This window comes from Dyadobacter crusticola DSM 16708 (assembly GCF_000701505.1).
Lineage (GTDB): Bacteria > Bacteroidota > Bacteroidia > Cytophagales > Spirosomataceae > Dyadobacter > Dyadobacter crusticola.
The window spans coordinates 348918-373217 of record NZ_KL370786.1; the positions used below are offsets into that span (position 1 = coordinate 348918).

The 24300-nt window shown below is 48.7% G+C and carries 23 protein-coding genes; 11 read left to right on the forward strand and 12 right to left on the reverse strand.

The genetic code is table 11. The features are described from left to right. Positions 1–19: 19 nt before the first annotated feature. A complete protein-coding gene (locus Q369_RS0123500) occupies positions 20–1018 on the reverse strand; it encodes a 2-hydroxyacid dehydrogenase (protein WP_031530170.1) in 999 nt (332 codons plus the stop codon). Between the two features lie 208 nt (positions 1019–1226). Between Q369_RS0123500 and Q369_RS0123505 the strand changes: the two genes are divergently transcribed. From Q369_RS0123505 to Q369_RS0123535, 7 genes are all read left to right on the forward strand, one after another. After that, positions 1227–2246 (forward strand): SDR family NAD(P)-dependent oxidoreductase, encoded by a 1020-nt coding sequence (locus tag Q369_RS0123505; RefSeq protein ID WP_031530171.1) that lies wholly within the window; start codon positions 1227–1229, stop codon positions 2244–2246. Positions 2247–2324: 78 nt separating this feature from the next. Next, positions 2325–3134, forward strand: a complete 810-nt coding sequence (locus Q369_RS0123510; RefSeq protein WP_031530172.1) for a helix-turn-helix domain-containing protein — start codon at positions 2325–2327, stop codon at positions 3132–3134. A gap of 72 nt (positions 3135–3206) precedes the next feature. Next, positions 3207–4151: a helix-turn-helix domain-containing protein gene (locus Q369_RS0123515; RefSeq protein ID WP_031530173.1), complete on the forward strand. Its 945-nt coding sequence runs from the start codon at positions 3207–3209 to the stop codon at positions 4149–4151. A gap of 87 nt (positions 4152–4238) precedes the next feature. Further along, positions 4239–5078, forward strand: a complete 840-nt coding sequence (locus tag Q369_RS0123520) for an SDR family NAD(P)-dependent oxidoreductase (RefSeq protein ID WP_031530174.1) — start codon at positions 4239–4241, stop codon at positions 5076–5078. A 424-nt stretch (positions 5079–5502) separates the two neighbouring features. Then, complete coding sequence (locus Q369_RS0123525; RefSeq protein ID WP_031530175.1) at positions 5503–6507, forward strand: ABC transporter transmembrane domain-containing protein; 1005 nt, start codon at positions 5503–5505, stop codon at positions 6505–6507. After that, a complete protein-coding gene (locus Q369_RS0123530; RefSeq protein ID WP_031530176.1) occupies positions 6500–7852 on the forward strand; it encodes an HlyD family secretion protein in 1353 nt (450 codons plus the stop codon). Before Q369_RS0123525 ends, Q369_RS0123530 begins: the two co-directional genes overlap by 8 nt. Positions 7853–7896: 44 nt before the next feature. Continuing rightward, positions 7897–9339, forward strand: coding sequence for a TolC family protein (locus tag Q369_RS0123535; protein WP_035333780.1), 1443 nt, complete (start codon positions 7897–7899; stop codon positions 9337–9339). Positions 9340–9401: 62 nt separating this feature from the next. Here Q369_RS0123535 and Q369_RS0123540 read toward each other — a convergent pair whose 3' ends face one another. The 4 genes from Q369_RS0123540 to Q369_RS0123555 form a co-directional block, all read right to left on the reverse strand. Further along, the gene (locus tag Q369_RS0123540) at positions 9402–12023 is read right to left on the reverse strand and encodes an ABC transporter permease (protein ID WP_084165837.1); all 2622 of its coding nucleotides are present in this window, start codon (positions 12021–12023) and stop codon (positions 9402–9404) included. After that, positions 12020–12355, reverse strand: a complete 336-nt coding sequence (locus Q369_RS0123545; RefSeq protein ID WP_031530179.1) for a PadR family transcriptional regulator — start codon at positions 12353–12355, stop codon at positions 12020–12022. Before Q369_RS0123545 ends, Q369_RS0123540 begins: the two co-directional genes overlap by 4 nt. A 144-nt stretch (positions 12356–12499) precedes the next feature. Continuing rightward, complete coding sequence (locus Q369_RS0123550; protein WP_031530180.1) at positions 12500–13378, reverse strand: DUF808 domain-containing protein; 879 nt, start codon at positions 13376–13378, stop codon at positions 12500–12502. Between the two features lie 139 nt (positions 13379–13517). Then, a complete protein-coding gene (locus tag Q369_RS0123555) occupies positions 13518–14048 on the reverse strand; it encodes an NAD(P)H-dependent oxidoreductase (RefSeq protein ID WP_031530181.1) in 531 nt (176 codons plus the stop codon). 101 nt (positions 14049–14149) lie between these two features. Between Q369_RS0123555 and Q369_RS0123560 the strand changes: the two genes are divergently transcribed. Beyond that, positions 14150–14512, forward strand: coding sequence for a winged helix-turn-helix transcriptional regulator (locus tag Q369_RS0123560; RefSeq protein ID WP_031530182.1), 363 nt, complete (start codon positions 14150–14152; stop codon positions 14510–14512). Between the two features lie 50 nt (positions 14513–14562). Here the strand turns inward: Q369_RS0123560 and Q369_RS0123565 are convergent, their stop codons facing one another. The 3 genes from Q369_RS0123565 to Q369_RS0123575 form a co-directional block, all read right to left on the reverse strand. After that, positions 14563–15114, reverse strand: coding sequence for an alpha/beta fold hydrolase (locus tag Q369_RS0123565; protein ID WP_051664245.1), 552 nt, complete (start codon positions 15112–15114; stop codon positions 14563–14565). Positions 15115–15316: 202 nt separating this feature from the next. Then, positions 15317–16069, reverse strand: coding sequence for an SDR family NAD(P)-dependent oxidoreductase (locus tag Q369_RS0123570; protein WP_031530184.1), 753 nt, complete (start codon positions 16067–16069; stop codon positions 15317–15319). 78 nt (positions 16070–16147) lie between these two features. Then, on the reverse strand, positions 16148–17098 hold the full coding sequence (locus Q369_RS0123575; RefSeq protein WP_031530185.1) for a helix-turn-helix domain-containing protein: 951 nt from the start codon (positions 17096–17098) through the stop codon (positions 16148–16150). Positions 17099–17182: 84 nt separating this feature from the next. On the opposite strand from Q369_RS0123575, the gene Q369_RS0123580 reads away from it, so the two are divergent. The 3 genes from Q369_RS0123580 to Q369_RS0123590 all read left to right on the forward strand — a co-directional run bounded on the left by Q369_RS0123580 (position 17183) and on the right by Q369_RS0123590 (position 20104). Then, positions 17183–18061, forward strand: coding sequence for a helix-turn-helix domain-containing protein (locus Q369_RS0123580; RefSeq protein ID WP_031530186.1), 879 nt, complete (start codon positions 17183–17185; stop codon positions 18059–18061). Between the two features lie 70 nt (positions 18062–18131). Further along, the gene (locus Q369_RS0123585; RefSeq protein ID WP_031530187.1) at positions 18132–18869 is read left to right on the forward strand and encodes an SDR family oxidoreductase; all 738 of its coding nucleotides are present in this window, start codon (positions 18132–18134) and stop codon (positions 18867–18869) included. A gap of 113 nt (positions 18870–18982) precedes the next feature. Next, positions 18983–20104 (forward strand): alpha/beta hydrolase family protein, encoded by a 1122-nt coding sequence (locus Q369_RS0123590; protein WP_031530188.1) that lies wholly within the window; start codon positions 18983–18985, stop codon positions 20102–20104. A gap of 53 nt (positions 20105–20157) precedes the next feature. On the opposite strand, the gene map is transcribed toward Q369_RS0123590, so the two are convergent. The 4 genes from map to Q369_RS0123610 all read right to left on the reverse strand — a co-directional run bounded on the left by map (position 20158) and on the right by Q369_RS0123610 (position 24221). Then, complete coding sequence (map, locus tag Q369_RS0123595; protein ID WP_031530189.1) at positions 20158–20919, reverse strand: type I methionyl aminopeptidase; 762 nt, start codon at positions 20917–20919, stop codon at positions 20158–20160. 32 nt (positions 20920–20951) lie between these two features. Further along, positions 20952–21314: a DUF4174 domain-containing protein gene (locus tag Q369_RS0123600; protein ID WP_031530190.1), complete on the reverse strand. Its 363-nt coding sequence runs from the start codon at positions 21312–21314 to the stop codon at positions 20952–20954. A 63-nt stretch (positions 21315–21377) separates the two neighbouring features. Further along, on the reverse strand, positions 21378–22307 hold the full coding sequence (locus Q369_RS0123605; protein ID WP_031530191.1) for a TraB/GumN family protein: 930 nt from the start codon (positions 22305–22307) through the stop codon (positions 21378–21380). Between the two features lie 57 nt (positions 22308–22364). Further along, positions 22365–24221: a T9SS type B sorting domain-containing protein gene (locus Q369_RS0123610; protein WP_031530192.1), complete on the reverse strand. Its 1857-nt coding sequence runs from the start codon at positions 24219–24221 to the stop codon at positions 22365–22367. Between the last annotated feature and the right edge of the window lie 79 nt (positions 24222–24300).

Genomic DNA, 24300 nt, shown 5'->3' on the forward strand with positions numbered 1-24300 from the left:
TGAGATCAGGCGTTTTCGCTTATACAAGTAGCACCGCCTGATTTTCCAGCTCTTCGCCTTTGCTGAGCTGGTCAATGCTTTTGAGCGTTACCTGCGCGATTTCGGACAATGCTTCTTCGGTAAAAAACGCCTGGTGGGCAGTTACAAGCACATTTGGAAAGCTCATCAAACGCTGAATGGTATCGTCCTCGATTATGCTGCCCGACAGGTCTTTGAAAAAAAGCTTGTCTTCCTGCTCGTACACATCAATGCCGAGGTAAGCTACATGCTTGCTTTTCAATGCGTGGATTACGTCAGCCGTGTTGATCAGCCCGCCGCGGCTGGTGTTGATCAATGTGACTCCCTTTTTCATGATCCCGAGTGATCTCTCGTCGATCATATAGTGGGTATCCGCGTTCAGCGGGCAATGCAGCGAAATGATATCACTGGCAGCGAGCACCTTGTCAAGCGGCGCATAAGTGATCCCGGCCTCTTCCAATGCAGCGCTCGGGTAAAGATCGTAGGCGATCACTTTGCAGCCAAAGCCTTTCATAATGTGGCAGAATGCACTGCCGATTTTTCCGGTACCGATTACACCTACTGTTTTGCCATAGAGGTTGAAACCCAGCAATCCATTCAGCGAAAAGTTCTGTTCCCGCACCCGGTTATAAGCTTTATGCGTTTTCCGGTTGAGCGTGAGCAGCATCGCCACGGTATGTTCCGCCACCGCCTGCGGGGAATATTCGGGTACCCGGCAAACCTTCATGCCGTGCGATCGCGCAGTTTCCAGGTCCACATTGTTAAAGCCTGCACAACGCAATGCAATAATTTTCACGCCTTTTTGAGCCAAAACAGAGATAACCTCCGCATTGACCTTGTCATTTACAAAAACACAAACCGCCTTTTCGTCCTGAACCGCATTGACAATGTGCGGGCCGAGGTGGGTTTCCAGGTATTCAATTTCAAAACTAAAAGACTGGTTGTAAAAGTTGAAAAACTGCTTGTCGTAGGGTTTGGCAGAAAAGAACAGGATCTTCATGTGGCTGGTTTTTGTAAATGAACAGGTGCAAAACTGCTGAGAAAGCGCATAGCAGGCTATGAGCAAGGTCAGGAATAAAGGTGTGAAACAATCAGGTATCGTCTAAATAGCAATGACATTCTTAACAAAGTAAATTGACGTTCTTAACAAAACGGGCCGCGGGCTGACCAGGTAATTTTGTCCTATCACTTTTAAACATACAATCAAAATGGGACAAAGCAATTATCAGGGCGCATTACAACAGCCACTAGGCTCAGGGTTCAATGCAACATCAACAGCAGCTGAGGTGATCAGCGGCATTGATCTGACAGGCAAGATCGCGATCGTGACTGGCGGAAATGCAGGGATCGGGCTTGAAACGACAAGGATACTGGCTGCGGCCGGAGCTACTGTGATCGTACCTGCCAGAGACCTGGAAAAAGCACGCAAAAACCTGAACGGTATCCCGCATGTTGAACTTGCGGAGATCGACTTTATGAAACCCGCTTCCATCGATGCATTTGCCGCTGCTTTCCTGGCTTCCGGCCGGCCGCTCCATCTGCTGATCAACAACGCAGGCATTATGTGGGTACCTTTGCGAAGAGACAGCCGCGGGATTGAGTCGCAGCTCGCCACTAATTACTTAGGGCAGTTTCAGCTTACAGCCAGGTTATGGCCCGCGCTTGTTGAGGCAGACGGGGCAAGAGTTGTGAATGTATCTTCTCTGGGGCACCAGATGGCGCCATTCAACTTTGAAGACCCCAACTTTTTGCATCGCGAATACGAGACGCTGCAAGCTTACGGACAGTCCAAAACGGCGAGTAATTTATTCGCACTCGAACTGGACCACTTCGGAAGGGAGCACAATGTGCGGGCGTATTCGCTTCATCCAGGTTCGATCCACGGTACCGAGCTGGGCAGAGAGGCTTCGCTGGAATTGTTCCAGCAAATGGGCTTTCTCGATTCGGAAGGTAACCTGTTGCCCGAAGTAGTGGCCTCTTTGAAGACAATCCCGCAGGGTGCTGCCACGACGGTCTGGTGTGCGACGACTCCGCTGCTTAATCACATTGGTGGCGTCTACTGCGAAGATGCGGACGTGGCTGAGCTGAGCGGCACAGAAACACAGCGCGGCGTTAGGCCCTATTCACTCGATGAGAACAATGCTAAAAAGCTGTGGAAGTGGAGCGAGGAGGTGACTGGCCTTTCATTCGGATCGCAAATGAACGCAGCAAATGCGCAGCAGCTCTAAACCGGACTAGCTTTGCTGCCATTGTTTTTGCTATCTTGATTCAATCGTATATGTACAGCCGGCGGAAACCTGCTAGTTATGGAACACATTTCAAAATACCTTACCAAGGAAATCAAGCTTTCCAGTTACGACGACAAGCTTTTTAAGTCGGACCTGATGTTTGACGATCACATGCTGATCTGGTTTATTTTGGGTGAAACCAAGATTATCCAGGCGGATGCGACTTACTACTTCAAGACAGGCGACATATTCCTGATCCCGAGAAATCAGCTGGCTACTATTGTAAATTATCCTAAAAACGGGTTGCCACATAAGACCGTTGTTATGCATCTGGCAACCGAGCGGCTCAAAAGGTTTTATGAGAAAATAGATGTGAAGCGAAGTGCAGCCCGGGATCAGAAGATATTCAGCTTTAACAACCATCCATTGCTGGAAAGCTGCCTGACTTCATTGATACCTTACTTTGATGTGAAAGGTGAGTTTCCGGAAAATATCGCCTCGCTTAAAATTACCGAGGCGATTACAATCCTTCGGGAGATCGACAGGAATGTCGATAGTGTACTGGCAAACTTCGATGATCCCGGCAAAGTCGATCTGGTTGATTTCATGCAGCGCAATTTTATGTTCAATATGCCAATGGAAAAGCTGGGCTACCTGACAGGGCGGAGCTTGTCGACTTTTAACCGGGATTTCAAGCGGATATTCAATGTAACACCACAAAAATGGCTTACAGAAAAGCGGCTTGAACTGGCACATTACCAGCTGGCGGAGAAAAGGAAACGGCCGACCGAAGTGTACCTGGAAGTGGGTTTTGAAGATCTTTCGCATTTTTCATTTGCATTCAAAAAGAAGTACGGAGTCGCGCCCACGCAGGTGTACCAGGTGTAGCATCAACCAGCTGCGGTTTTTGAAACAGTCTGAGGCGGTATTATATTTGGGTAAAGTCAATTGTTAACTGGAATGGAAAACGCAACGATCCCCCGGCTGGAACTGGAAACTTTCGCGCAGGACAGCTACGAAGTCCCTCTACTGAACGTGACGCATTATCCTGTTGATTCCAGTTATTTTATCATTGAAAACCGCGAAAACTACCCCGTGAGGAACTATATCTCGCCGCACCGGAGGAAGTTTTACAAAATATTTCACATGACTTCCGGGACAGGTGTGCTGACGATCGGCTTGCACCGGTACGAAATGGGGCCGAATGAAATCGCATTCCTTCATCCCGATGAAATCATGTCGTGGCAAACAACGTCCGAGGAGACGGGCGGACATTTCTGTTTGATTCACCCCGGCTACTTTGGCCGCGACGCAGACCACGTGCTTCAACTATTCCGGCAGTACCCGTATTTCGCGACCGACAAAGCTGTCATTCAGCTGACAAATGAGCAGTCTGGTACCATTGATGCGTATTTCAGAACTATGCTCGAAGAAGAACGGGGCAATAGTGACGATAAAAAGCAGGCAATTTTGCTGCATTTGCAAATGTTGCTGCTGGAAAGCCAGCGGGCCGGGAAGAACCGGGTTATTGCCGGAACTCCCGAGGGATATGGGCATATCTATCGTTTTCTGTCGCTGCTCGAATCCGCATTTCAGGTGGAGGAGCGAAGTTCGTATGTGAAGCTGAAAACCGCGGCGGAGTTTGCAGACGAGTTGCAGGTACATCCCAATTATCTGAATGCATTGGTAAAAAGTCAGACAGGGAAAACACTGCGGGAACATATCCAGGATCGTCTGCTGCACGAGGCCAAATCCCTGCTGGTCCAAACAGACTGGGGAATCAACGAGATCAGTGACGGGCTCGGGTTTTCGGGACAGGCGGCATTTACCTCGTTTTTTAGAAAAAAGACCAATATATCGCCTTCTGCTTTCCGGAAAAGTACCTCTGTTCCGCTCCATATTTGAAAATCGCAAATTCACCTGCGATCTGAATAAGTGCTCCCACGCGGGTTGTGGTCAACTTTGTACTGTACAAATCAAACGATCACAAACATGGAAACACAAAAAGTATGGTTCGTAACAGGAGCCTCGAAAGGGCTGGGTTTAACACTGGTAAAAAATCTGTTAAGTAAAGGGTACAAAGTTGCCGCTACTTCGCGGGATGTAGAGACACTTCGCGCCGAGGCAGGATACGCAGGTAATAATTTTCTGCCGCTTCGCGTCGACCTCACTGATAACGCTGCGGTGAAAGCCGCAGTAGCCGAAATTATTGCCAAATTGGGCGGCATTGATGTGGTGGTAAACAATGCCGGCTACGGACAGCTCGGCACGCTCGAAGAGCTGACCGACGAAGAAGCCCGCCAGAATTTTGACGTGAATGTATTTGGTTCCTTAAACGTGATCCGCCATGTAATGCCGCATTTTCGCGACAAGAAAGCAGGTGCATTCTTCAACATTTCTTCGATTGCTGGCTTTTTGGGTACATTTCCAGGGTGGGGGATCTATAATGCAACCAAATTTGCTGTCGCCGGATTTACCGAGGCGCTGTCGGCGGAGGCGAGCTCACTGGGAGTGACCGCCACGGTGGTATATCCCGGCTATTTCAAAACCAATTTCCTATTACAAGGTTCGCTGCATACCGCCGCAAGCCCGATCGCGGCTTACAAGGAAGCGCGAGACCTGGAAGTGCTGCACAATGAACAGATCGTAGGTAACCAGCCGGGTGATCCCGAGAAGGCGGCCGCTGCACTGATACGGGTAGCGGAAATGGAAAATCGTCCATTGCACCTTTTCCTGGGCTCGGATGCATTTGCGATGGCCCACAACAAAATCGAGGCTGTTCAGAATAATTTGTCAGCCTTTGAGGATCTGAGTAAATCAACCGACTTCTGAGAACGTGCATTTAGCATGCTGAAAGCAACCGGGCGCCGTGTGTCCGGTTGCTTTTTGTTTGTACAGAACGATAAGGAAGCGCAAAGACAGAATTGTCGCCCATAATTGTTTAATCAGTTACACAGTGCTTCCCCATACGAAGCTTTTGTAACCGGTCGCTGAGTAGGAATACCGCAGGTCTGCCAGTGAGACGCACACTGACAATGTTCTGACGCGAGCTTAAATCTGTTGACTTTTGCCCCGAAAATATTGGACGTGTGGACGAAATTGGTCTGACAAGCCCGTTTTTGGCATATTTTTTGCGTGCCTTTTTTCTTGGAAATAGGTTATAGCCCGGCGTCAGACTCCTCGTCAGTCTTCTTGCTACAACCCGGTTTGAAAAAATCGGGAAGCTGGAAAAACGATTTAAACGTATAGTAGATTAATGAAGAAGGGACATCATGTAGAAGCTCCTACCCCCTGGGAGAGACTAGTGGGAATGCTTTATGTTGAAAGAACGACCATCAACTTTATATTCATCTATGCCATTCTGATTGGTCTCATCGGGCTCACCCTACCGCTCGGAACAACAGCCGTTTTTAACTTCCTGTCAAACGGCGCGATATTCAGCTCTACGTATATATTGATTGGTATGGTACTGCTCGGCGTTGTCGTTGGCGGTCTTTTGCTGATCGCGCAGCTGACCCTCGTGGAAGTGCTCGAACAGAAGATATTTGCCAAAGCGGCCCTTGAATTCGCCTACCGTTTTCCCAGGATCAAAAAAGATGAACTAACCGGAGAACACCCGCCTGAGCTGGTCAACCGCTTTTTCGACGTCACTACGATCCAGAAAGGGCTTACCAAGCTGCTCGTCGACGTTGTCGCATCCACAGTGCAGATCTTTTTCGCAGCGATCCTGCTTTCCTTTTATCACCCCGTATTTATCGTCTTCGGAGTTGTTACCGTATTGGTGATTCTCCTCATGCTCGGACTTTTTTATAAAAGAGGCGTAATGACAAGTATCGAGGAATCGGAATACAAATATGAGGTGGTGGCCTATCTCGAAGCAGTGGCGGCGGATTTGGACGCATACAGAAACCAGCCTGCACAGCTTAAAAAAGTAATTGCTGAAACAGATAAGCTTACTTCCAAATACCTCAAAGCCAGGAATGAACACTTTCGTATCCTGCGGAAATTTTTTGCAAGTTCAGTGGCGCTGAGGACTACATTGATGGGTGGGCTTCTGCTTCTGGGGTCGCATTATGTGATAGAAAGACAAATGACACTCGGGCAGTTCGTAGCCGCCGAAGTGATCATCGTGCAAATCAGTTATGCAGTTGAAAAATTCATGACCAGTCTGAATACACTCTTTGACATGGTGACCGGCAGTGAGAAGCTGGCGGTTGTAACAGATCTTGAACTTGAAGAAAGGGAGGTGACAAATGGCTAGTGAAATTCTCGAACAGAACAGGTGGGAAGAAATGGGAAATCTTTCCCGTGATCAGATACTCACCACGAGAGGACCCAGGCTCCTGGGCAAAATCATGCTCTTGCTGCTGCTGATCTTTATTATTGTATTGTTCCTGCCCTGGCGGCAAACCATTCCCGGCCGCGGCTATGTGACTGCATTGAGGCCCGAAGACAGGCCCCAAACCGTGCAGAACCAGATAGGAGGGCGCATTGAGCACTGGGCTGTGCGGGAAGGACAGCAGGTGAAGAAAGGGGATACGATCCTGATCATTTCCGAAACCAGCCAATCCTACTTTGATCCCGAGTTGCCTGTGCGCTTGGAGGAGCAGCTATCTGCCAAAAAAGCCAGTGAAGATGCCGCTTCTCAGAAAATGGAAGCAACAAATGCGCAAATGCGCGCATTGACTACCGCATTGTCTATAAAGCTGAATGCAGCCCGGAACAAGGTTCTTCAGGCAGAAAATTATGTGACGATCGACAGCGCGGACCTGGTAGCAGTACAGCGTTTCTACGAGATCGCCAAGTCGCGTCTGGAACGGTATGAAGCAGGTTATAAAAACGGGCTTTTCTCGCTGACCGACATTGAATCCCGGAGATTGAAGCTACAGGAGGATAATGCGAAGGTGATCAGTCAGCAAAACAAGCTCAATAACTCTATTCAGTCCCTGCGCATTGCGCAGATTGACCTGGAAAATATCAAGGCGGAATATGACCAGTCGCTTGCAAAAGCGCAGTCTGACCTGAGCTCGGCACTGTCGAGTAAGGTGAGCACGCAGGGAGAGATCGCGAAGCTTCGTAACGAAATTTCAAACATCAATATCCGCCGCGGCTTGTACGTGGTACGTGCGCCGCAGAGTGGTTTTGTGGTCAAAACACTGAAAGCGGGTATTGGCGAGAATATCAAGGAAGGAGAGTCCATTGCTACGCTCCAGCCTGATTCGCCATTGGTGGCTGCTGAAATTTATGTAGATGCAATGGACGTACCGCTGATCCTGAATAACAGCGATGTGAGGCTGCAATTCGAAGGCTGGCCCTCGGTCCAGTTCTCCGGCTGGCCTTCTGTTGCCGTAGGGACTTTTGCGGGCAAAGTATCAGTGATAGACCTGGTAAGCAGCCCGGGAGGGAAATACCGATTGCTGGTCAAACCTGCCGATCCGGTTCCCGAGAAGGATCAGCCCTGGCCCAAGCAGCTGCGGCAAGGTTCAGGGGTTTATGGGCGCGTAATTCTGCGGTCTGTGCCGCTTTGGTATGAGATCTGGCGACTACTTAATGGATTTCCACCGAGCCTGCAAGCTGAGCCGGATGTTCAGGTAGGAGTGAAGTGACGAAAATGTGTGAGGTAGTAATGCTGTTGAACATGAAGTACTTAATGAAAGGTAAACGGGTATTCTTCTTGCTATTTGTGCTTGTGGCCTGCCAGATTACCTGCCAGGCGCAGAGCGACACGATCCCACGGAATGCGCAGGTGTTCGCATTGAAGGATTTTGAACAGATCGTGCTTGCCAATCACCCCATTGTCAAACAGGCCGGGCTGCTGAGCGACGAGGCCAGGACAAAAGTACAGCAAGCCTGGGGCGACTTTGATCCCAACCTGAAAAGCTATTTTGGCAGGAAGACTTTTGGCGGTACAGATTATTATAACAACTGGTCCAATGAGCTGAAAGTGCCGCTCTGGCTTGCGGGAGCCGATTTGAAAGTAGGTTATGACCGGTATGTAGGTACCTATACCAATCCTGAAACAAGGACCGGGCAGCCGGGGCTGGCGGGATTGGGGTTAAGCGTGCCGATCGGACAGGGTTTTCTGATCGACGCACGCAGGAATACTTTGAGGCAGGCGCGGGTGATGGTCAATTACGCCGAGGCAGAAAAGATCAAGCAGATCAACGAAGTGTGGTATGAAGCGGTAAAGGATTACTGGAACTGGTTTTATGCTTACCGTCAGTTTGCATTGATCCGCGAAGGTACCGACCTTGCTCAGAGAAGGTTTTTGTTTGTAAAAAACCAGACTTTGATCGGCGATAAACCTGCCATTGATTCTGTGGAGGCAGCGATCACATTTCAGGAGCGGAGCTTGCAGCTCGAAAAGATCCGGGTTGAGCTAAACAATGCGCGACTGGTGATGTCCAACCATCTTTGGAGTGAGCGAGAAGAACCACTCGAACTGCCTGAAAATTCAGTTCCTCAGGATACCGAGCAGCCGAATGCGGAGTTTTACAGAAACCAGCTGGAAACATTGATAAGTAATGCAGCCAGCTCACATCCGGAACTTTTGAAATTAAAAAACAAAGGGTTACAGCTTCAACTGGAAAGAGACTACCGCAGGGAAATGCTGAAACCTAAGCTCAATCTGAGCGCGTCGCTGATCACAAGCAGAACAGACTTTGGTTCATACGTGCCTGAATATTACGATCTGCAATGGAGTAACTATAAATTAGGCGTTGATTTTTCCTTTCCATTGTTCCTGAGGGCACAAAGGGGAAAGTTGAATGAGATTAAAGTCAAACAACGCGCTTTGCAGTTTGATGTCCAGCAAACCGGCCGCGAGATCAATACCAAAATCCTGAGCTCTTTCAACAGCCTGCAAGCCTATGAATCACAGCTGGCTATCCAGGCAAAGAGTATTGAAAACCAGGAAGTCCTGCTCAATGGTGAACTCGCCAAATTTGACCTGGGTGAAAGCACGTTGTTCCTGATTAACAGCCGCGAAACCAAGCTGATCGACATGAGAATAAAGCTGGCGGAGCTTGTAGCCGGCTACCAGAAAGCGGTCGCGCAGCTTTACTACTCAGTCGGGACGGTGGCAGACAGATAAATTGTCGCCTTCGGTATAATTGTCAAAAGCTGCAATAAAGCTCAGAATCGCGTAAAATACACTTATTCGCTCTTCAATACCTCGGCCGGGTTGCTTCTGGCTGCTTTCGCAGTTTGCCAGCTGATCATCAACAAAGCCAGCAACATCACTGCCAATGCACCGCTGATCAGTTCGATCATGCCAATGGGCTTGTGGTAGACGAAATTGGCCAGGAATATCTTATCAAAAAGCAGGTAAGTAACGGGCAGTGCGACAGCTGCTGCGATCGCGAGCAACAGCAGAAAGTTGCGGCACAGCAGAAATACAAGTCCGGCCTGGCTCGCACCCAATACCTTGCGGATACTGATTTCTTTCAGTTTTGTTTCGGTTGTGAAAACCACCATCCCGAACAATCCGAGTGAAGCAATGCAAATCGCCAGAAATGCAATGAATCCGATGATTTGGATCATGACTGAAAAATGGCTGTAAGCTTCCTGTATCTGGTCGTCGTAAAAACGGGCTTCGAGCGTATGTACCTTATCAAACTTCTTCCAGATACGCTCTACTTTCTCCATCGTGGATTCCAGATCAATGGAAGCCACTTTCAAATTGAGATATCCGGTCGGCTCGCTGGCTGAGTAGAGCAGCATAACAGGGTCGATCTTGCTTTCCATTGTTCCGTAATGGAAATCTTTCAATACCCCGACGATCGAAAGCTTCTTTCCACCTACTGTGATGATCTGTCCCAGTGCTTTCTGAGGGTCATTTTGGGCGATATTGAAGCGCTTTAATACCTGCTGATTTACGATCACCTCGCTTTCATTGCCTTTTTCTGGCCGGAGGGTAAAATTGGTCCCCGCCAGCACTTTGTGCTGATGTACGGGCAGGTAGTTTTCGTCTACTGTATTGTGCCACACCAAAGCGGAATCTGCTGGCTGGTACTTGACTGTTTCTCCATAGAAGCTGCCCACACTGGTGATCATTTTTGACGTGGAGATTCCTTTTACTTCCGGCAGCTCGGCCAGTTCTTTTTTCAATGCATCAGCTTCGGCCCCGCGAAGTTTGATATTCAGTACATTTTCTGTTGAAAAGCCGAGGTCGAAGTTCAGAAAGCCTTTGTATTGCTCATAACCTACCATGGTAGTGGCGATAAAGATTAGGGAAAGGACATACTGCACCACGATGAGCGATTTACGCAGTCCGATGCGCTTGAAAAGTTTGAGGCCGCCATTGTCTTTCATCACCGACAATGCACTGATTTTGGAAAAAAACAATGCAGGCAATACACCCGCCAGCAATCCCGTAACTGCGGCCAATGCAAAAAAGCAGAGTACCGTAACCAGCGAAAGGTCTAATGTGAATAGTTCGGCGATGTTCTTATCCAGGCCCAGAAACTCTTTTCTGAGAAATACATAAAATCCAAATGAGAATAGCAATGCAAGCAACGCGATCATGACCGACTCGGCGATAAACTGTCCCATCACGTGGCTCCGGTGCGCGCCGATCAGCTTTCGCACGCCCACTTCTTTCGCCCGGCGCAGCGATCTTGCAATGGACAGGTTTGTGTAATTAAAGCAGGCAGAGAGGATAATCACAAATGCGAGCCCGCCCAGTGCCCAGAGGATCATTGGATTAGTTTTAGGGCCGATATTGTTGGATAGATCCTGTCCCATTGCAATATCAGTCAGCGGTTGCAGCGAAACGGTTGCCTTTCGGTTTTGCAGTGCTTTGTTCTCTTCTGCGCTCAATTTGTCGAACGCCCGCTGCATACCGGCAGTAGAACCTTCCTTTGGAATTGTGATATATACGTAGTTGGACCAGACACTGTGCCACGCATAAAAGTTATTGTCTTTTTTACCGATCAGCGCGTCCGCTGAGGCGAAGGAAATAAGGGCATCAAAACGGATGTGCGACAAATGCGGAACGTCTTTCGCGATGCCGGTCACCTGGTAATCGAGGGAGTCAAAACGCACGGTGCGGCCAATCGCATCTGTGCTGCCGAAGAGCTTTTCTGCGGTTTTTGCTGTAAGTACAAGAGAATAGGGCTCTTTGAGCGCAGTAGCGGGGTCGCCTGCCAGCAATGGAAACGTGAAGACTTTGAAAAACGACTGGTCAGCCCAGGTCGCTTCCAGCGGAAATACGTTCTGGCCAACTTGTGCGTCGCCCGAAAAGCCGGTCCGCATTAATGTGAAATTTTCGATGCCGGGAACTGCCTCTCGAAGCCGCTGCGCTACTTTCACCGAGGTGGATGCCAGGTTAATCGGCGATTGTCCTTCATTCTCAAAATGCGTGATTACCCGGTAAATGCGGTCTTTCTTTTCATGAAAATTGTCATAAGCAAGCTGGTCGCTTACAATGGAAATCACCAGCAGTCCTACTGACATACTTACAGCCAGGCCGATGATGTTGATCAGTGAGAACAGTTTGTTGCGCACCAGGCTGCGCCGCGAGGTTTTGAGATAGCTGCCGATCATGATGAAATGGGACAAAAAGGTGAGTGGTTCTATTTTACGAACGGTATAAGGCCGAAGGAACTTGATCACGTCAATGATATAGATAAGGCGTGCCCGCCTTGCTCCTTTGTCGCGGACATTTCGCGTGAAATACTCAAATAAGTCTCCTTCCAGGTCCTCAGCCAGTCCCGGCCGGCAGTACCATCTCAGAAAATCGGTTGCCCATTTGGGGGGCATGGGGGGCTTTTTCATATAGAGCCTTCGAGGTTAAAGCCAGGGATGTTACGCCAGATGTTTTCCCGTACTTCTTTGGCACGGGTCAATGCCACTTTGCCCGCGTGAGTTACTTCGTAAAATCTTTTTCGCTTTCCGCCCCGCGTTGCACTCGCGTCACCGAGGTGACTTTTGGTCAGGCTTTTTTCTTCCAGTCGGTTTAGTACTGAATGCACCACGCCCAGTTTGGCGGAGCGCCCGGTATATCTTTCCAGTTCGTCGCAAATGGCCACGCTGTAAGCTTCCTGCCCCAGCGCGGCAATGGTCAGCAACACCAGTTCCTCGAATTCACCCAGGTTGGTCCCTTTCATTGAAGTAAAGGCTTTGTTATATTAATTCCCTAAATGTATGTATAATCGCATTATGAATTCCAGTTTTGTATGTAAAATAAATTTTCGAAGGAAGTTACAGGCTCCATTTGCTAGCTGGTAGGCTTGGCAGCTGGCAAATGCAGGCTAGTGTTTACCCAAGGGAACTACCTTTTTGAAGCCGCTAATTACCAGGAAAACGAGCAATCCCGCAGCCAGGCCCAGTATGAGCTCCTTGATAATGGAAGGGAGGTTTGGAAGAAAGTGGTGGAAGTATTCAATGTTATGCACGAAGATGCCGCCCGCGACGAGGATCAATGCGACTGTTCCGACCACTCCCAGTACCTTGATCGTTACTGGAAGTGCCTTTACCAGCATGTGGCCCAGCTTGGCCAGCAATCCTTTGCCATTTGAATTTTTGATCAGCTTGTACCCGGCATCATCGGACCTGACAATCAATGCGACAATACCATATACGCCAACCGTAGCCAGCAATGCAACAGCGGAAACGGTCAGGATCTGTATGGTCAGGCTCTCTTCGAGAACACTGCCGAGCGCGATAATGACGATTTCGACGGAAAGGATAAAATCGGTCGTTACTGCCGATTTCACCTTCGCTTTTTCATTAAGCTCGGCTTCTTCACGGCTTAGCTGCACCCGTTCCTCAACTGCTGAATGTTCCTTTTCATGGCGATGGAAAAGGAATTCGATGATTTTCTCGACACCTTCAAAGGCCAGGTACAAACCGCCTAAAATCAGAATGTACTTGATAGCCACCGGCAGGAATACATTCAGGACCAAAGCCACCGGGACTATAATGAGCTTGTTGAGCAGTGAGCCTTTTGTAATAGCCCAGAGAACCGGCAGCTCGCGCTGTGACAAAAAACCTGTTGCTTTTTCCGCATTCACCGCCAGGTCGTCCCCGAGGATACCCGCTGTTTTCTTGGTAGCCACCTTTGTCGCCAGCGCGACATCGTCCATTAAAAACGCTATATCGTCTAAAATCGCAAAAAATCCAGATGCCATATTGTTGTTTAGATCTTCAAATTGAGTAACAAAAATTGATCCAGGATCTTCGAAATCACAGCCCGGTCTTCGTTTTTGCACGAAGGTAATAAACGGGCGGAATGCTCGGCGTGCTCCCTCAAAAGTTAATGTAACAATTTTAAAGCGCGTCGAGGAAATCCATGTAGCGGGAGACACTTTGCTCGATGGATTCCGCAGTAGAATTGTACTCGATTCCATAATAGGCAAAAAATGGTCGGTAATCGGCTTTCACGTATTCGAAAGTAAGTTCGAAAGGACGGAGCAGTGCTTCGAGCGGGTACTTGTAAATTCCCTCCGGCTGATAATCCTTTTCGTCTGCACCCAGCGAAATGGCCAGGGCGATCTTCTTGCCGGCCATCTTGAAGCCGCTTTTGCTTCCATAGGCCCAGCCGTGGGTGAGGACTTCATCCAGCCATTTCTTGAAAAAGCCCGGACAATTGAACCAATAGTAGGGAAACTGGAAGACGATCTTGTCAAAGCTTTCAATCAGCTTCTGCTCCGCAAGCACATCTATTTTTTCGTCAGGATAAGCTTCGTGGAGCTGGTGAACTACATATTTGTCAGGATACTTATCAAGTTCTTCAATCCATCTTTTGTTAACCACCGAACTCTTGATGTCGGGATGGATAACGATTACCAATGTTTTCATTTCATCAAAACTTAGTTACTAAACTGATGCAAAATTAGAATGCATAGCACTAGTTTTGTACGTTAGCTACCAAATGTGAGGTACTATAAAAAATGTAAGTAATGACGAGAATAAAGGAGACTTCGACCAATTTCGCCAACAAAACTGCACTCGCCGACGAGTGTCCGGAGGTGTATTCTGCAAACATCATCGACGGGCAATGGGGCCTGGTGATATGCTCGTGGTTAATGAGCGGGAAGCTCCGGTTTGGGGAATTAAAAAGGGCTTTACCCAACATAACAGAGCGAATGCTGACGTTGCAACTACGCAAGCTGGAAGCTAATAACCTGGTAAAGAGAACCGTTTACGCGGAGGTACCGCCCCGGGTGGAATATGAACTGACCCCGATCGGATACGAATTGGCGCCCATTATCAAGCAGCTGGAAAGGTGGGGTGAAAAGCACAAAAGTCTGGTACAGCAATGAGCGGATTATTTTCAGATGAACTCAGCTTGGAAAGCCAGGTTACTTCAGTGTTATGGTAGCGCCCTGATATCTGCGGCAACGGCTTTTAAATCATTGTTAAACTGGTGCCCGCCGGTTTCGAGCTGCCGGAATGTAGCCCAGGGAAGTAGTTGTTTGTAAATCTCAAAATGGGCAAATGGTACTTCTTCATCATCGCGGCAATGGTAAAAGAACAATGGAATACCGGGATTCAGCTTTGCTGCAAAACCCGGCTGCAACCTGAACGCTTTGACCCAGTCTGCGTCGCCATTCCAAAAGGGAGCAGCCAGCAGGAAAATGCCGGCAATGGGTTTGGTGGGCTGGTTTTCGGAAAGGTACGCGAGTAACATGGATGCGCCCAGGGAATGTCCGACCAGGATCACATCGTCGGTGCTTTTTGTAATTTCCTGATGCAGCTGTCTGCGCCTGCCCAAGTCCGGCGTGCCGTCGTTTGGCAGGTAAGGGTAATGGACCGGGTTCCCTGGACCGAGTGCCGCGCTCAGCGAATCGACCAGCTTTTGATCTGCGTCATAATCTTCTATGGATCCGCCGCCGTGGAAAAATACGATTTGCGTTTTCATCATGCATTTGTTGAATTGATTTTGATACCATTTACATAGATCAAAATTACACCTTGTATCAGTCTGCTATACAGGGCAATCCGGCCAGCGTAAGGGGGGAGCCGTGCCAATATTCAGAACAAAGCCGCAGCGCGCTCCCTGGATGATTTATGTCCGGAAAGTTCACTGCGGCTGTTCTTACAGGAGCCCTGCTGATAGAGAGCTGTTACAAATTCATCCCGCCCGTCAACTCAATACGCTGTCCGTTCACCCACCTTGCTTCTTCGCTGCAGAGGAATGCAACTACGCCGCCGATATCCTCGGGCGTAGCTACGCGTCCCAGCGCAGTAGCGCCTGCGACAAATGCGCGCATTTCCGGGCTATCCTCCATCGTGCTCCCGCCAAATACAGCGCCGGGCGCTACCACATTGGCCGAAATGCCGCGACTGCCAAGTTCAAGTGCGAGGAACCGGGTGTACACATCTATCGCGCCTTTCATGATGGCGTAAGCAGATACGCCTGGAAAGCTGACGCGTGCTACCGCAGAAGAAATGTTAATGATCCGACCGCCGTCGCGCAGCTGTGTCAATGCTTTTTGTGTCAGGAAATAAACACCTTTTAAATGGATGTTCATCATTTCATCAAACTGTGCCTCAGTCGTTTCGGTGATTGGCGACGTCAGGCTGGTTCCGGCATTGTTGATCAGAAAGTCAAACTTGTCGGTGCCGAAGGTAGCCTGCAATGTGGCTGCCGCTTGCTCAAAGAATGGAGCGAATCCGCTGATATCAGTGGTGTCGAGGGGTAATGCAACGGCCTTTTGGCCCAAAGCAGCGACTTCGGCGACGGTTTTTTCGGCTTCGGTCTGGTTACTGCGGTAGGTGAATATGGAGCCGATTCCCTTTTTAGCAAGACTAAGTACAATGTCTTTTCCGATTCCGCGGCTTCCGCCGGTTACTAATGCTATTTTCTGCGTTGTCATGGTAATTTTTGTATTGATTAAAAACAATACAAATGTCCCCCGCCAACCCGAGTGCACGTTTGTCGCGACCAATCAAATTTATGTATAATTCAAACTTTTCGCCTGACTGCGGTAAGCGCCTGGCGCGATGGAAGTTTCGGCTTTAAAGAATTTGGCAAAATGCGCGAAGTCTGAAAACCCGAGGCTTTCGGCAATTTCGGCTATTGTCCAGTCCGTGTGCCGCAGCAAAGCTTTGGCTTCCTGGACAATCCTTCCGGCGATGAGCTCCGTGGTGGTTAGGCCGGTGGTTTCTTTAAGTACTTTGTTCAAATGGTTGATGTGCACGGCCAGATGATCGGCGAACTGCTTGGCGGTGCGGAGCATTACTTTCTGTTGCGGACTTTCGAGCGGAAACTGTCTTTCCAGCAATTCAAGGAACAGCGAGGTAGTCCGCGCAGACGCGCTGTGATTAGGGTGAAGCATGACGGTCGATTGCAGCTTCTGCCCGAGGTGGATCAGTTCGAGCGTATACGCGCGGAGCAAGTCGTATTTATAAGCATAATTCGAGTTGATTTCTTCATTCATATTATCGAAAATACGCTGTGTTCTTGCAATATCTTCGTTGGACAAAGCATAAACGGGATGCTCGGGCGACTTGAAAATGGGGAGCTCATCGAGCATCACACCACTTTTTGCGGGGTGAAGGAATTCGGCTGTAAAGACGCAGAATCGCCCGGTCTGCTGCCCGGCAGGTGACCAGTAGAACGGACTTTTGGGTGTTGTGAAAACGAGCGTAGGCTGCGAAATCTCAATGGTTTGATCCGGGTAATCGGCTTTGGAGCGGCCCGTCAGAAAGCTGATCTTGTAGAATGCGCGGGACGCACAGGATACCGTCGGCTTTTCTCGCGCGGTCGGCATGATTTCGTCGAGGTTGAATACATTGAAATGTCCGACTTCCTCCTGGATTCCCTCAGGAAGCAAGGCGCTCAGGTCGGCCGAATCGCCATCCGTAAAGCGCGCGCATAATTCTTCGAAAGTGCTTTTGTACATGAGAGTATATGTAAAAAACAAATATAACCTGCATTGGAATTAATTAGTGCAATTCTGGTTTTAGTTGATGTAAAATAATTAACAATGCGGGACACTACGGGATTACTGGATCAGATTAAACATCACGAAAAATTGTCGCTTGCGGTCAATGAAAATTGCGCAGTTCCATTGCCGGAAGATGTTCTTGAAAAGCTTTTCAATCCGCACAGGCTGTCGTTTTATTACCTGATGTATGTGGATCAGGGTTCTGCCAGTTTCAAGGCAGACTTACAGGAGATCACCCTGACCGACGGGCAGCTGGTATTTGGTTTACCCAACCAGATATTTACCAATATGCCTTTCAATGCGGACGACCAGCATTACGCGGTGTCTTTTGACGAGCATACATTGGCGCTGCTTCCGCATGCTTATTCATTTCTTGTCAATCCTTTTGGAACCAATACCGTGTCTTTTGATGCAGAAGCGAAGCTCCGGGTTAAAGCGCTTTTTTCTACTTTGTTCAAATTGCTCCATTCGTCCGGCAGGCAGCGGAACGCCGACATCATTTTAGCGCATTTGCATACACTGCTTACCGAGATCAACAGTGCATACCAGCAGCAGGGCAATCCTGATAGTATCAGTAACACAAAACTGTCGAAGTACGTAGCCTTCAAACTCGCCGTAGAAACGCACCTGACCGAACAGCAGGATGTGCATACGATTGCTGATCAGCTCGCTATGACTACCAGTAATTTGTATAGTGTAGTAAAGGAATTTTCAGGCTTTTCACCAAAAGAATGGATCACGCACAGGCTCATGCAGGAAGCGCAACGTAAGCTGCATTATGCCCCCGTTCCCGTGAAGGAGCTGGCTTACGAGCTGGGCTTTAATGACCCTGATTACTTTTCCAGACTTTTCAAAAAGAGTACGGGCAAAAGCGTAAGCGCCTTTTTAGAGGATCTGCGCGATTTGTCCAGCAAGTAAGATGATTCGTCCATTCCCGCATTTTGCCTGGCCGCTACTTTTGACCTGTTAATCAAAAACAGGCAAAAACATGAAATCAGCACTAATAACAGGCGCAAACAAAGGGATCGGGCTGGAAGTAGCCAAACAGCTCGCGGAAGAAGGATTTTTAGTCTATTTAGGAAGTCGGAATATAGCTAACGGACTTGCGGCGGCAGAGAAGCTCAAAGCAGAAGGGCTTGGGAACGTGCGCGCTATACAGCTTGATGTTACGGACATGCGTTCCATTGCTGCGGCACGGGAGTTAGTGGCGGCAGAAACGAGCACGCTGGATGTGCTCATCAATAATGCTGGTATTTCGGGTGGATTTAAGCAATCGGCACTTGAAACGGGGAGCGACGTTTTTAAAACCGTGTTTGAGACGAATGTATTTGGCGTAGTCGACGTGACGCAGGCCATGCTGGAACTGCTAAAAGGTTCGGCTGCGCCTCGCATTGTGAATGTAAGTACCAGTATGGCTTCACTCAGCCTGGCAGCAGATTTAAGCAACGATAATTACCCGACCCGCTTTGTAGCATATCAATCCTCTAAAGCCGCGCTGAACATGTACACCATCAACCTTGCTTACGAGCTGCGTGATACTGCTTTCAAGGTCAATGCAGTTTGCCCCGGCTGGACAAAAACCGACTTCACCGGACACCAGGGCAGCAGCACAGTAAAAGAAGCCGCACAACGCATCGTAAAATTCGCATTGATAGATCAGGACGGCCCCACAGGACAGTTTTTCAGCGAAGAATACTTCCCTGCGCCTGCGAATTGTCCGTGGTAATAATGGGAAGTAAAGTCCGGCATCATAGAACGTAGCTTCTATAGGGAGATGTTTCACCAATAGTTATCGACATTCGCGCTATCTTGGCAAATGAAACATCCAGCGATCTCGCCGTGAAAAAAAGACTTCTCCTTGCCGCCATTCTCATTTCTCTGATCGCTGTACTGACATACATGGTTATGTCGAAAAAGCCTGTTGCGGGAAAGCCTCAGGAGCCGGTACTTCCTTACCCTTATCACAGTGAAGATGTATCATTCAGGAATCCGAAGGCTGGTATTACGCTTGGGGGCACGTTAACAATGCCCAGGAACGGAACAAAGCTGCCGGCAGTGATATTGATATCCGGCGGTGGGCCGCAAGATAGAAATTCACAGTTCTTGGGCCACAAACCATTCCTCGTTATCGCTGATTATCTGACCCGCCAGGGCTTTGCCGTTTTGCGGTACGATGACAGGGGAGTAGGGAAGTCCAGCGGGGATTTTGCGTCTGCTACTTCGCTTGACTTTGCGACTGATGCAGAAAGCGCCTTGGTATATCTGAGGTCAAGAAAGGAAATTGATCCGCAGAAAATCGGTTTCGCTGGACATAGTGAAGGAGGGCTTATCGGCGCGATTGTAGCTTCCGGATCGAAGGATGTTCACTTTCTTGTTTCGTTGGCGGGACCGGGTGTGGTTGGTATTGATGGGATGATCCTGCAAACTGAGCTGATTTCCCGGGCGGGAGGTGTTGATGAAGACGGAATGGCGAGGATCAGGAAGCTCAATCAGGAAACTGCCGAAATAATCATGCAATCGGCAGATACGATTGTTTTAAGGGAAAAGCTAACAGCTTACACGAAAGCCAATCTTGAAAATTATCCAGATAAGATGTTTCCGCCAGGTATGCCGAAGGAGCAGTTGTTAAAAGATCAAATTGACAGAATGTGCACGCCCTGGTACCAGTTTATTTATAAAACAGATCCCGCGGTGTATTTCAGGAAAGTTACCTCTCCGGTACTCGCACTGAACGGATCCAAGGACTTGCAGGTCGACGCCCGGCAGAATTTGCCTGCCATAACAAAGGCTGTAAAAGAGGGAGGTAATCCCAATGTGACGGCTTTGGTGCTTCCTGATCTGAACCATTTTTTCCAGAAAAGCAAAAACGGACATCCAAGTGAATATGCAGACAATCAGGATACATTTTCGCCAATTGCGCTGACTGCAATGTCCGACTGGCTTCATGCACAAACCAAATAATAAAACAACCCGGATCAGCGCCACGGCATCCTGCGGCGCTGAGCTGGGTTGTTTCAACTAATCCCATTCATTGCCGTCAAAATAAGCGGGGCTTTGTCGGTTACTACGATGGTGTGTTCGTGCTGGGCCATAAAGCCGCCTTTGTTTCCGACCATCGTCCAGCCGTCGCTAAGCTGGGTCGCGAAGGAAGATGTAGTTGAAATAAAGGTTTCAATCGCAACGACGGAGTCCTTCTTGAATCGTCTTTGGTCTGATTTATTTCTGAAATTCAGCAGTTCATTCGGTTGTTCGTGCAATGCGCGGCCTATGCCGTGACCTGCCAGGTTTCTGATCACTTTATACCCGCGTTTCTTAGCTTCCGACTCCATCAGGTGACCAATATCCGCTATTTTGACACCACCCCTGATATTCTTAATGGTTTTAAGCAGGATCTCCTTTGATGCATTGACAAGCTTTTGGTGCGCGTAAATGTCCTGTCCCAATACAAAAGAACCGCCGTTATCTGCCCAAAAACCATCCAGTTCAGCAGAAACGTCGATGTTAATGAGATCACCTTCCTGCAATCTCCTTTTAGCGGAAGGTACCCCATGGCAGAATTCATTGTTGACACTAATGCAGGTCCATCCCGGAAATCCATAAGTTGAATGTGGTGCAGATTTCGCCCCGAACTCGCTCAGTAGCTTCGCTGCATACTCGTCGAGTTCTTTCGTAGTCATTCCCGGTTCTGCGTATTCAGTTGTTTTTTTCAATGTATATGCAACCGCCTCGCTCGCTTTTTGCATTCCTTGTAAGTCGGTCTCTTTGGTAATGGACATAATTGTGTTTTAATGTTGAACAGGTATTTCTCTTACTTCTTTTCATTCATTTCCCTCATTCGCATGGGCATTGCGTCGATCAGACCGAACAGTTTATCTTTCTTCACAAGCTCGCCCGAACGCAGCTTTTCACCGCCGTCGCGACCGATCAGGATAAAAGTAAATGCCTCGGAGCTATTGACCTGCCATTTCTCCCACTTTTCGGCATTTTGTGAAGAAAAAGCAATGGACTCTACTTCAATGTCTCTTTCACGAAGTCCGTCCTGAACTGCATCCAGCTCTTTCAGTTGCGATTTCCAGCGTTGCTCGCCCGCGGCGTTGTGAAACAGCAGAACCTTTCGCGGCTGCTCGTTGATATTGACCATTATAAGAAAAATCAGGATTATAGTTTTCATAATATCAATTTCAAAAAAATGCTGCCAGCGACAATGCTTTGTGAAATATACTTCATCTGCCAGTTATTCAAAGAGCAGCACGGGTTCCACCTGGTAACCTGCCGAGCGCAGTAGCGAGATCAGGCCGGTTTCAAAACGCAAATGGGCGAGGCCGACGGCTATCAGTGTTGGTTTCGCTGTAATATTTTCGATGATTTTCGGCATCCAGTGCCTGTTACGTGCTTCCAGTGGGATAAAGCTAAAATCTGTAAGCGTCTGCAATCCCGTAGCTGGCTGGTCCAGCTGGTATTCAAATCTCATCTGTTTATAATCGCTGATCGCCTCATCGACATTATTCATCTGGTAAAGGTTCCAGTCTGGCTTGTCGCTGTTTTTGATGCGGTCAATGGCGCGTGCAAGATATTGGCGGGCGTGATCGATCCTGGAACTATCGAAATTGGTATCGATAACCCGGTCCAGCCGGTCGCCTTTTCTTCCACGGCTGACGTACAAATTGAACAGGTCCAGGTCCATCATCGGCTGTGTCATAAACTGGTCTCCTGCAAGCAATGTAATAAGCATTGCTCCCTCCATTTCGCCCACTGTCAATTTTGCTGCCTCAGGATTGTCGCGGATTCCTTGGCCTACTCTCGCGACAAAAAAGGAGTCCAGTGTACGAAATTGGGTTTCATCAAGCAGGCCCAGTGCCTTCAATACCGCACCTGCCGGTTTGTCCGGCCGGACCGCTGGCGACGTGCTAAATACTTCCGTAAGAATGAATTCTGTGCTGTCCACTGCTTTTCTTACCTGGGGATATTCCAGCAGCCAATCAGCACCGGTCAGGTGGAATGTGCCAAGCAGGTACGAAGGTTTCGAGCACTGCGGCCCCGTTACCTTCCAGAGGCACGTCCTGGGATTTTCCGAATGCGGCCTGGTATTGGTCTGTGCAGGTTGGTAGTGATGGGTTGGTTTCGGATTAAAAAACAAGACCATTAACAGCAGGTAAGTGTTCATTATTAGCTTGTCATGAGTGTTTTATATAAATGTCGGCGGCTTGCTGCGGCGCGGAACTTAGTGCAGCAGGGTAATCGTATTGCGGATTACCTGCGTACGGCCGTTGTCAAATTCTATCATGAGCTCGTAGGGGTAAATGCCCGGCTGCACCCTGGTTCCTTTGTAAAAGCCGTCCCATAAAGCATAACCGCTTTCCACGGTCTGGTCGCGGCGGAATGCGACCACGCTTCCCCAGCGGTTATACAATCGAAAAGATTTGATCTTCAATGCACTGCCGGAGAATTTCATGTTCATCGCCTCATTTTTCCCGTCCGTATCAGGTGTAAATGCATTCGGAATAAAGACCTGTTCAAAACAGTCTTGCCCGATACTGTAAGAACGGCCGACAATGCAGCCGGTAGTATCTTTGACATTTACCGTATTATGGCCTGGTGAAAGACTGGTAAACACAGTATCATCGGTGAAGTTGATCCCATCAATGGAGTAGGTGAGGGGGCCACTGCCGATGGCGTGGATAGTTAGGGAACCGTCATTTTCTCCGCAGCTGGCACTTTTTTCAATCACCTGCCGGAACTCGGGCGCGGGGACCGTCCGTACGACAATCTCCTTCGTAGCAACGCATCCATCCTGATTTTTTACTGACGCGGTATAAGTACCCGGTTCAACTTCATGGAAAAATGGCGAGCTCTCATAAGTAATTCCGTCGAGTGAGTAGCTGAGCAATCCTGTGGCGGAAGCGATTATCGAAACGGAGCCAAATTGCGAGCCGCAGTTTCCGTGCTGCACTTCTACGTCCTGCAATGTTACTCCTCGCTCAGCTGCGTCAGGTACTCTTACCATCAAACTGACTTCGCAACCCACCGAATCTTTTGCCCTGACCAGGTACTCGCCACCAGGCAGGTCAGGGAAATAGCCTTTTTCTTGGAATGGACCATCGTCCAATGCATAAGAAAAATGGTCGTAGCCCCCTTGTGCAACTGCGCCAATGCCACTAGAACCGGCTTCGCACGGATTCAGGGTATGTATCTCCCGAAAGGTGGGTGTAAAACGCTTCCCAATTGTCACTTGCCGCGTATCGGTACAGCCCGCAGCTGTCTTGGCCGTGATTTTGTATGTCTTGGGATACAGCCCCTGAAATACCGGCGACGCTTGAAATGCATCATTATCGATGCTGTAAGTCACCGGTGCAGCGCCTGTGGCTTTCACAGCAATAATTCCATTGTCTTTCCCGCAATTGGCATCCGTCAATTGTACATCTGTGATTTTTGCTTCATTCACTTTGATAATCACAGGTACTACGGGCGTTTCCGTGTCGTGGAAGGTTTGTGACAGGAAAAAAGTGTCGGTTTGACTTACCTGTGTTTCGTAAATATTGCCCCGGTGCAGTAGCTTCGATTTCTGCTTGTCCGAGTACCAACGCACATCTTTGCCGGTGACTTCCAGCTTCGCTGTTTCCCCCTTGCAAAATGTGTCCGGTGATTTGAGCCTGAGTCTGTACAATTCAAGGGTGAGCTTCATGCCTGCGCAATCGAACTCTCTTACACCTGTCATTTTTTCTTCAATCGGGTCGTAAGTAAATGAATATTTACTGTAACAAAACAAGGCGAAGGTGGCTACATACATTTCTTTGATCACCGCAAAATGCATTTCACCCGCGTTCCCGCTGACAGATGCGCCACTGATATCCCATAGTGCAAAATAGGGAGTCTGACTTGTTACCTGCTGGAAAAAACTGCCGGTAAGATTGCTGCCATTTTGGGTTATCTGCATGGAGCCTGGCCAGTAGGAGACTGCCGACGGCCTCGGCCCATAGTCCATTCCCTGCCAGTAACCCGAAAGATCCTGACCGGTAACAGGAAGCATGATCAACCCGAGCAAGAGTATCAGGAACAGGTTTTGTAAAGATTTTTTCATGGCAAATAGGACGTCAGCATGCAGACAAACAGGAGGCTTTTGCTTTAAAGATCAGATAATTTCACATCTAATATAAATC

Bases quoted from the DNA above. Each gene is read 5' to 3' on its own strand.
- Q369_RS0123585 (WP_031530187.1), top strand. From the start codon at position 18,132: ATGAAATCAGCACTAATAACAGGCGCAAACAAAGGGATCGGGCTGGAA.
- Q369_RS0123570 (WP_031530184.1), bottom strand. From the start codon at position 16,069: ATGACAACGCAGAAAATAGCATTAGTAACCGGCGGAAGCCGCGGAATC.
- map (WP_031530189.1), bottom strand. From the start codon at position 20,919: ATGTCCATTACCAAAGAGACCGACTTACAAGGAATGCAAAAAGCGAGC.
- Q369_RS0123560 (WP_031530182.1), top strand. From the start codon at position 14,150: ATGACGAGAATAAAGGAGACTTCGACCAATTTCGCCAACAAAACTGCA.
- Q369_RS0123520 (WP_031530174.1), top strand. From the start codon at position 4,239: ATGGAAACACAAAAAGTATGGTTCGTAACAGGAGCCTCGAAAGGGCTG.
- Q369_RS0123605 (WP_031530191.1), bottom strand. From the start codon at position 22,307: ATGAACACTTACCTGCTGTTAATGGTCTTGTTTTTTAATCCGAAACCA.
- Q369_RS0123600 (WP_031530190.1), bottom strand. From the start codon at position 21,314: ATGAAAACTATAATCCTGATTTTTCTTATAATGGTCAATATCAACGAG.
- Q369_RS0123550 (WP_031530180.1), bottom strand. From the start codon at position 13,378: ATGGCATCTGGATTTTTTGCGATTTTAGACGATATAGCGTTTTTAATG.
- Q369_RS0123610 (WP_031530192.1), bottom strand. From the start codon at position 24,221: ATGAAAAAATCTTTACAAAACCTGTTCCTGATACTCTTGCTCGGGTTG.
- Q369_RS0123500 (WP_031530170.1), bottom strand. From the start codon at position 1,018: ATGAAGATCCTGTTCTTTTCTGCCAAACCCTACGACAAGCAGTTTTTC.
- Q369_RS0123575 (WP_031530185.1), bottom strand. From the start codon at position 17,098: ATGTACAAAAGCACTTTCGAAGAATTATGCGCGCGCTTTACGGATGGC.
- Q369_RS0123565 (WP_051664245.1), bottom strand. From the start codon at position 15,114: ATGATGAAAACGCAAATCGTATTTTTCCACGGCGGCGGATCCATAGAA.
- Q369_RS0123505 (WP_031530171.1), top strand. From the start codon at position 1,227: ATGGGACAAAGCAATTATCAGGGCGCATTACAACAGCCACTAGGCTCA.
- Q369_RS0123510 (WP_031530172.1), top strand. From the start codon at position 2,325: ATGGAACACATTTCAAAATACCTTACCAAGGAAATCAAGCTTTCCAGT.
- Q369_RS0123545 (WP_031530179.1), bottom strand. From the start codon at position 12,355: ATGAAAGGGACCAACCTGGGTGAATTCGAGGAACTGGTGTTGCTGACC.
- Q369_RS0123540 (WP_084165837.1), bottom strand. From the start codon at position 12,023: ATGAAAAAGCCCCCCATGCCCCCCAAATGGGCAACCGATTTTCTGAGA.
- Q369_RS0123580 (WP_031530186.1), top strand. From the start codon at position 17,183: ATGCGGGACACTACGGGATTACTGGATCAGATTAAACATCACGAAAAA.
- Q369_RS0123525 (WP_031530175.1), top strand. From the start codon at position 5,503: ATGAAGAAGGGACATCATGTAGAAGCTCCTACCCCCTGGGAGAGACTA.
- Q369_RS0123535 (WP_035333780.1), top strand. From the start codon at position 7,897: ATGAAAGGTAAACGGGTATTCTTCTTGCTATTTGTGCTTGTGGCCTGC.
- Q369_RS0123515 (WP_031530173.1), top strand. From the start codon at position 3,207: ATGGAAAACGCAACGATCCCCCGGCTGGAACTGGAAACTTTCGCGCAG.
- Q369_RS0123530 (WP_031530176.1), top strand. From the start codon at position 6,500: ATGGCTAGTGAAATTCTCGAACAGAACAGGTGGGAAGAAATGGGAAAT.
- Q369_RS0123555 (WP_031530181.1), bottom strand. From the start codon at position 14,048: ATGAAAACATTGGTAATCGTTATCCATCCCGACATCAAGAGTTCGGTG.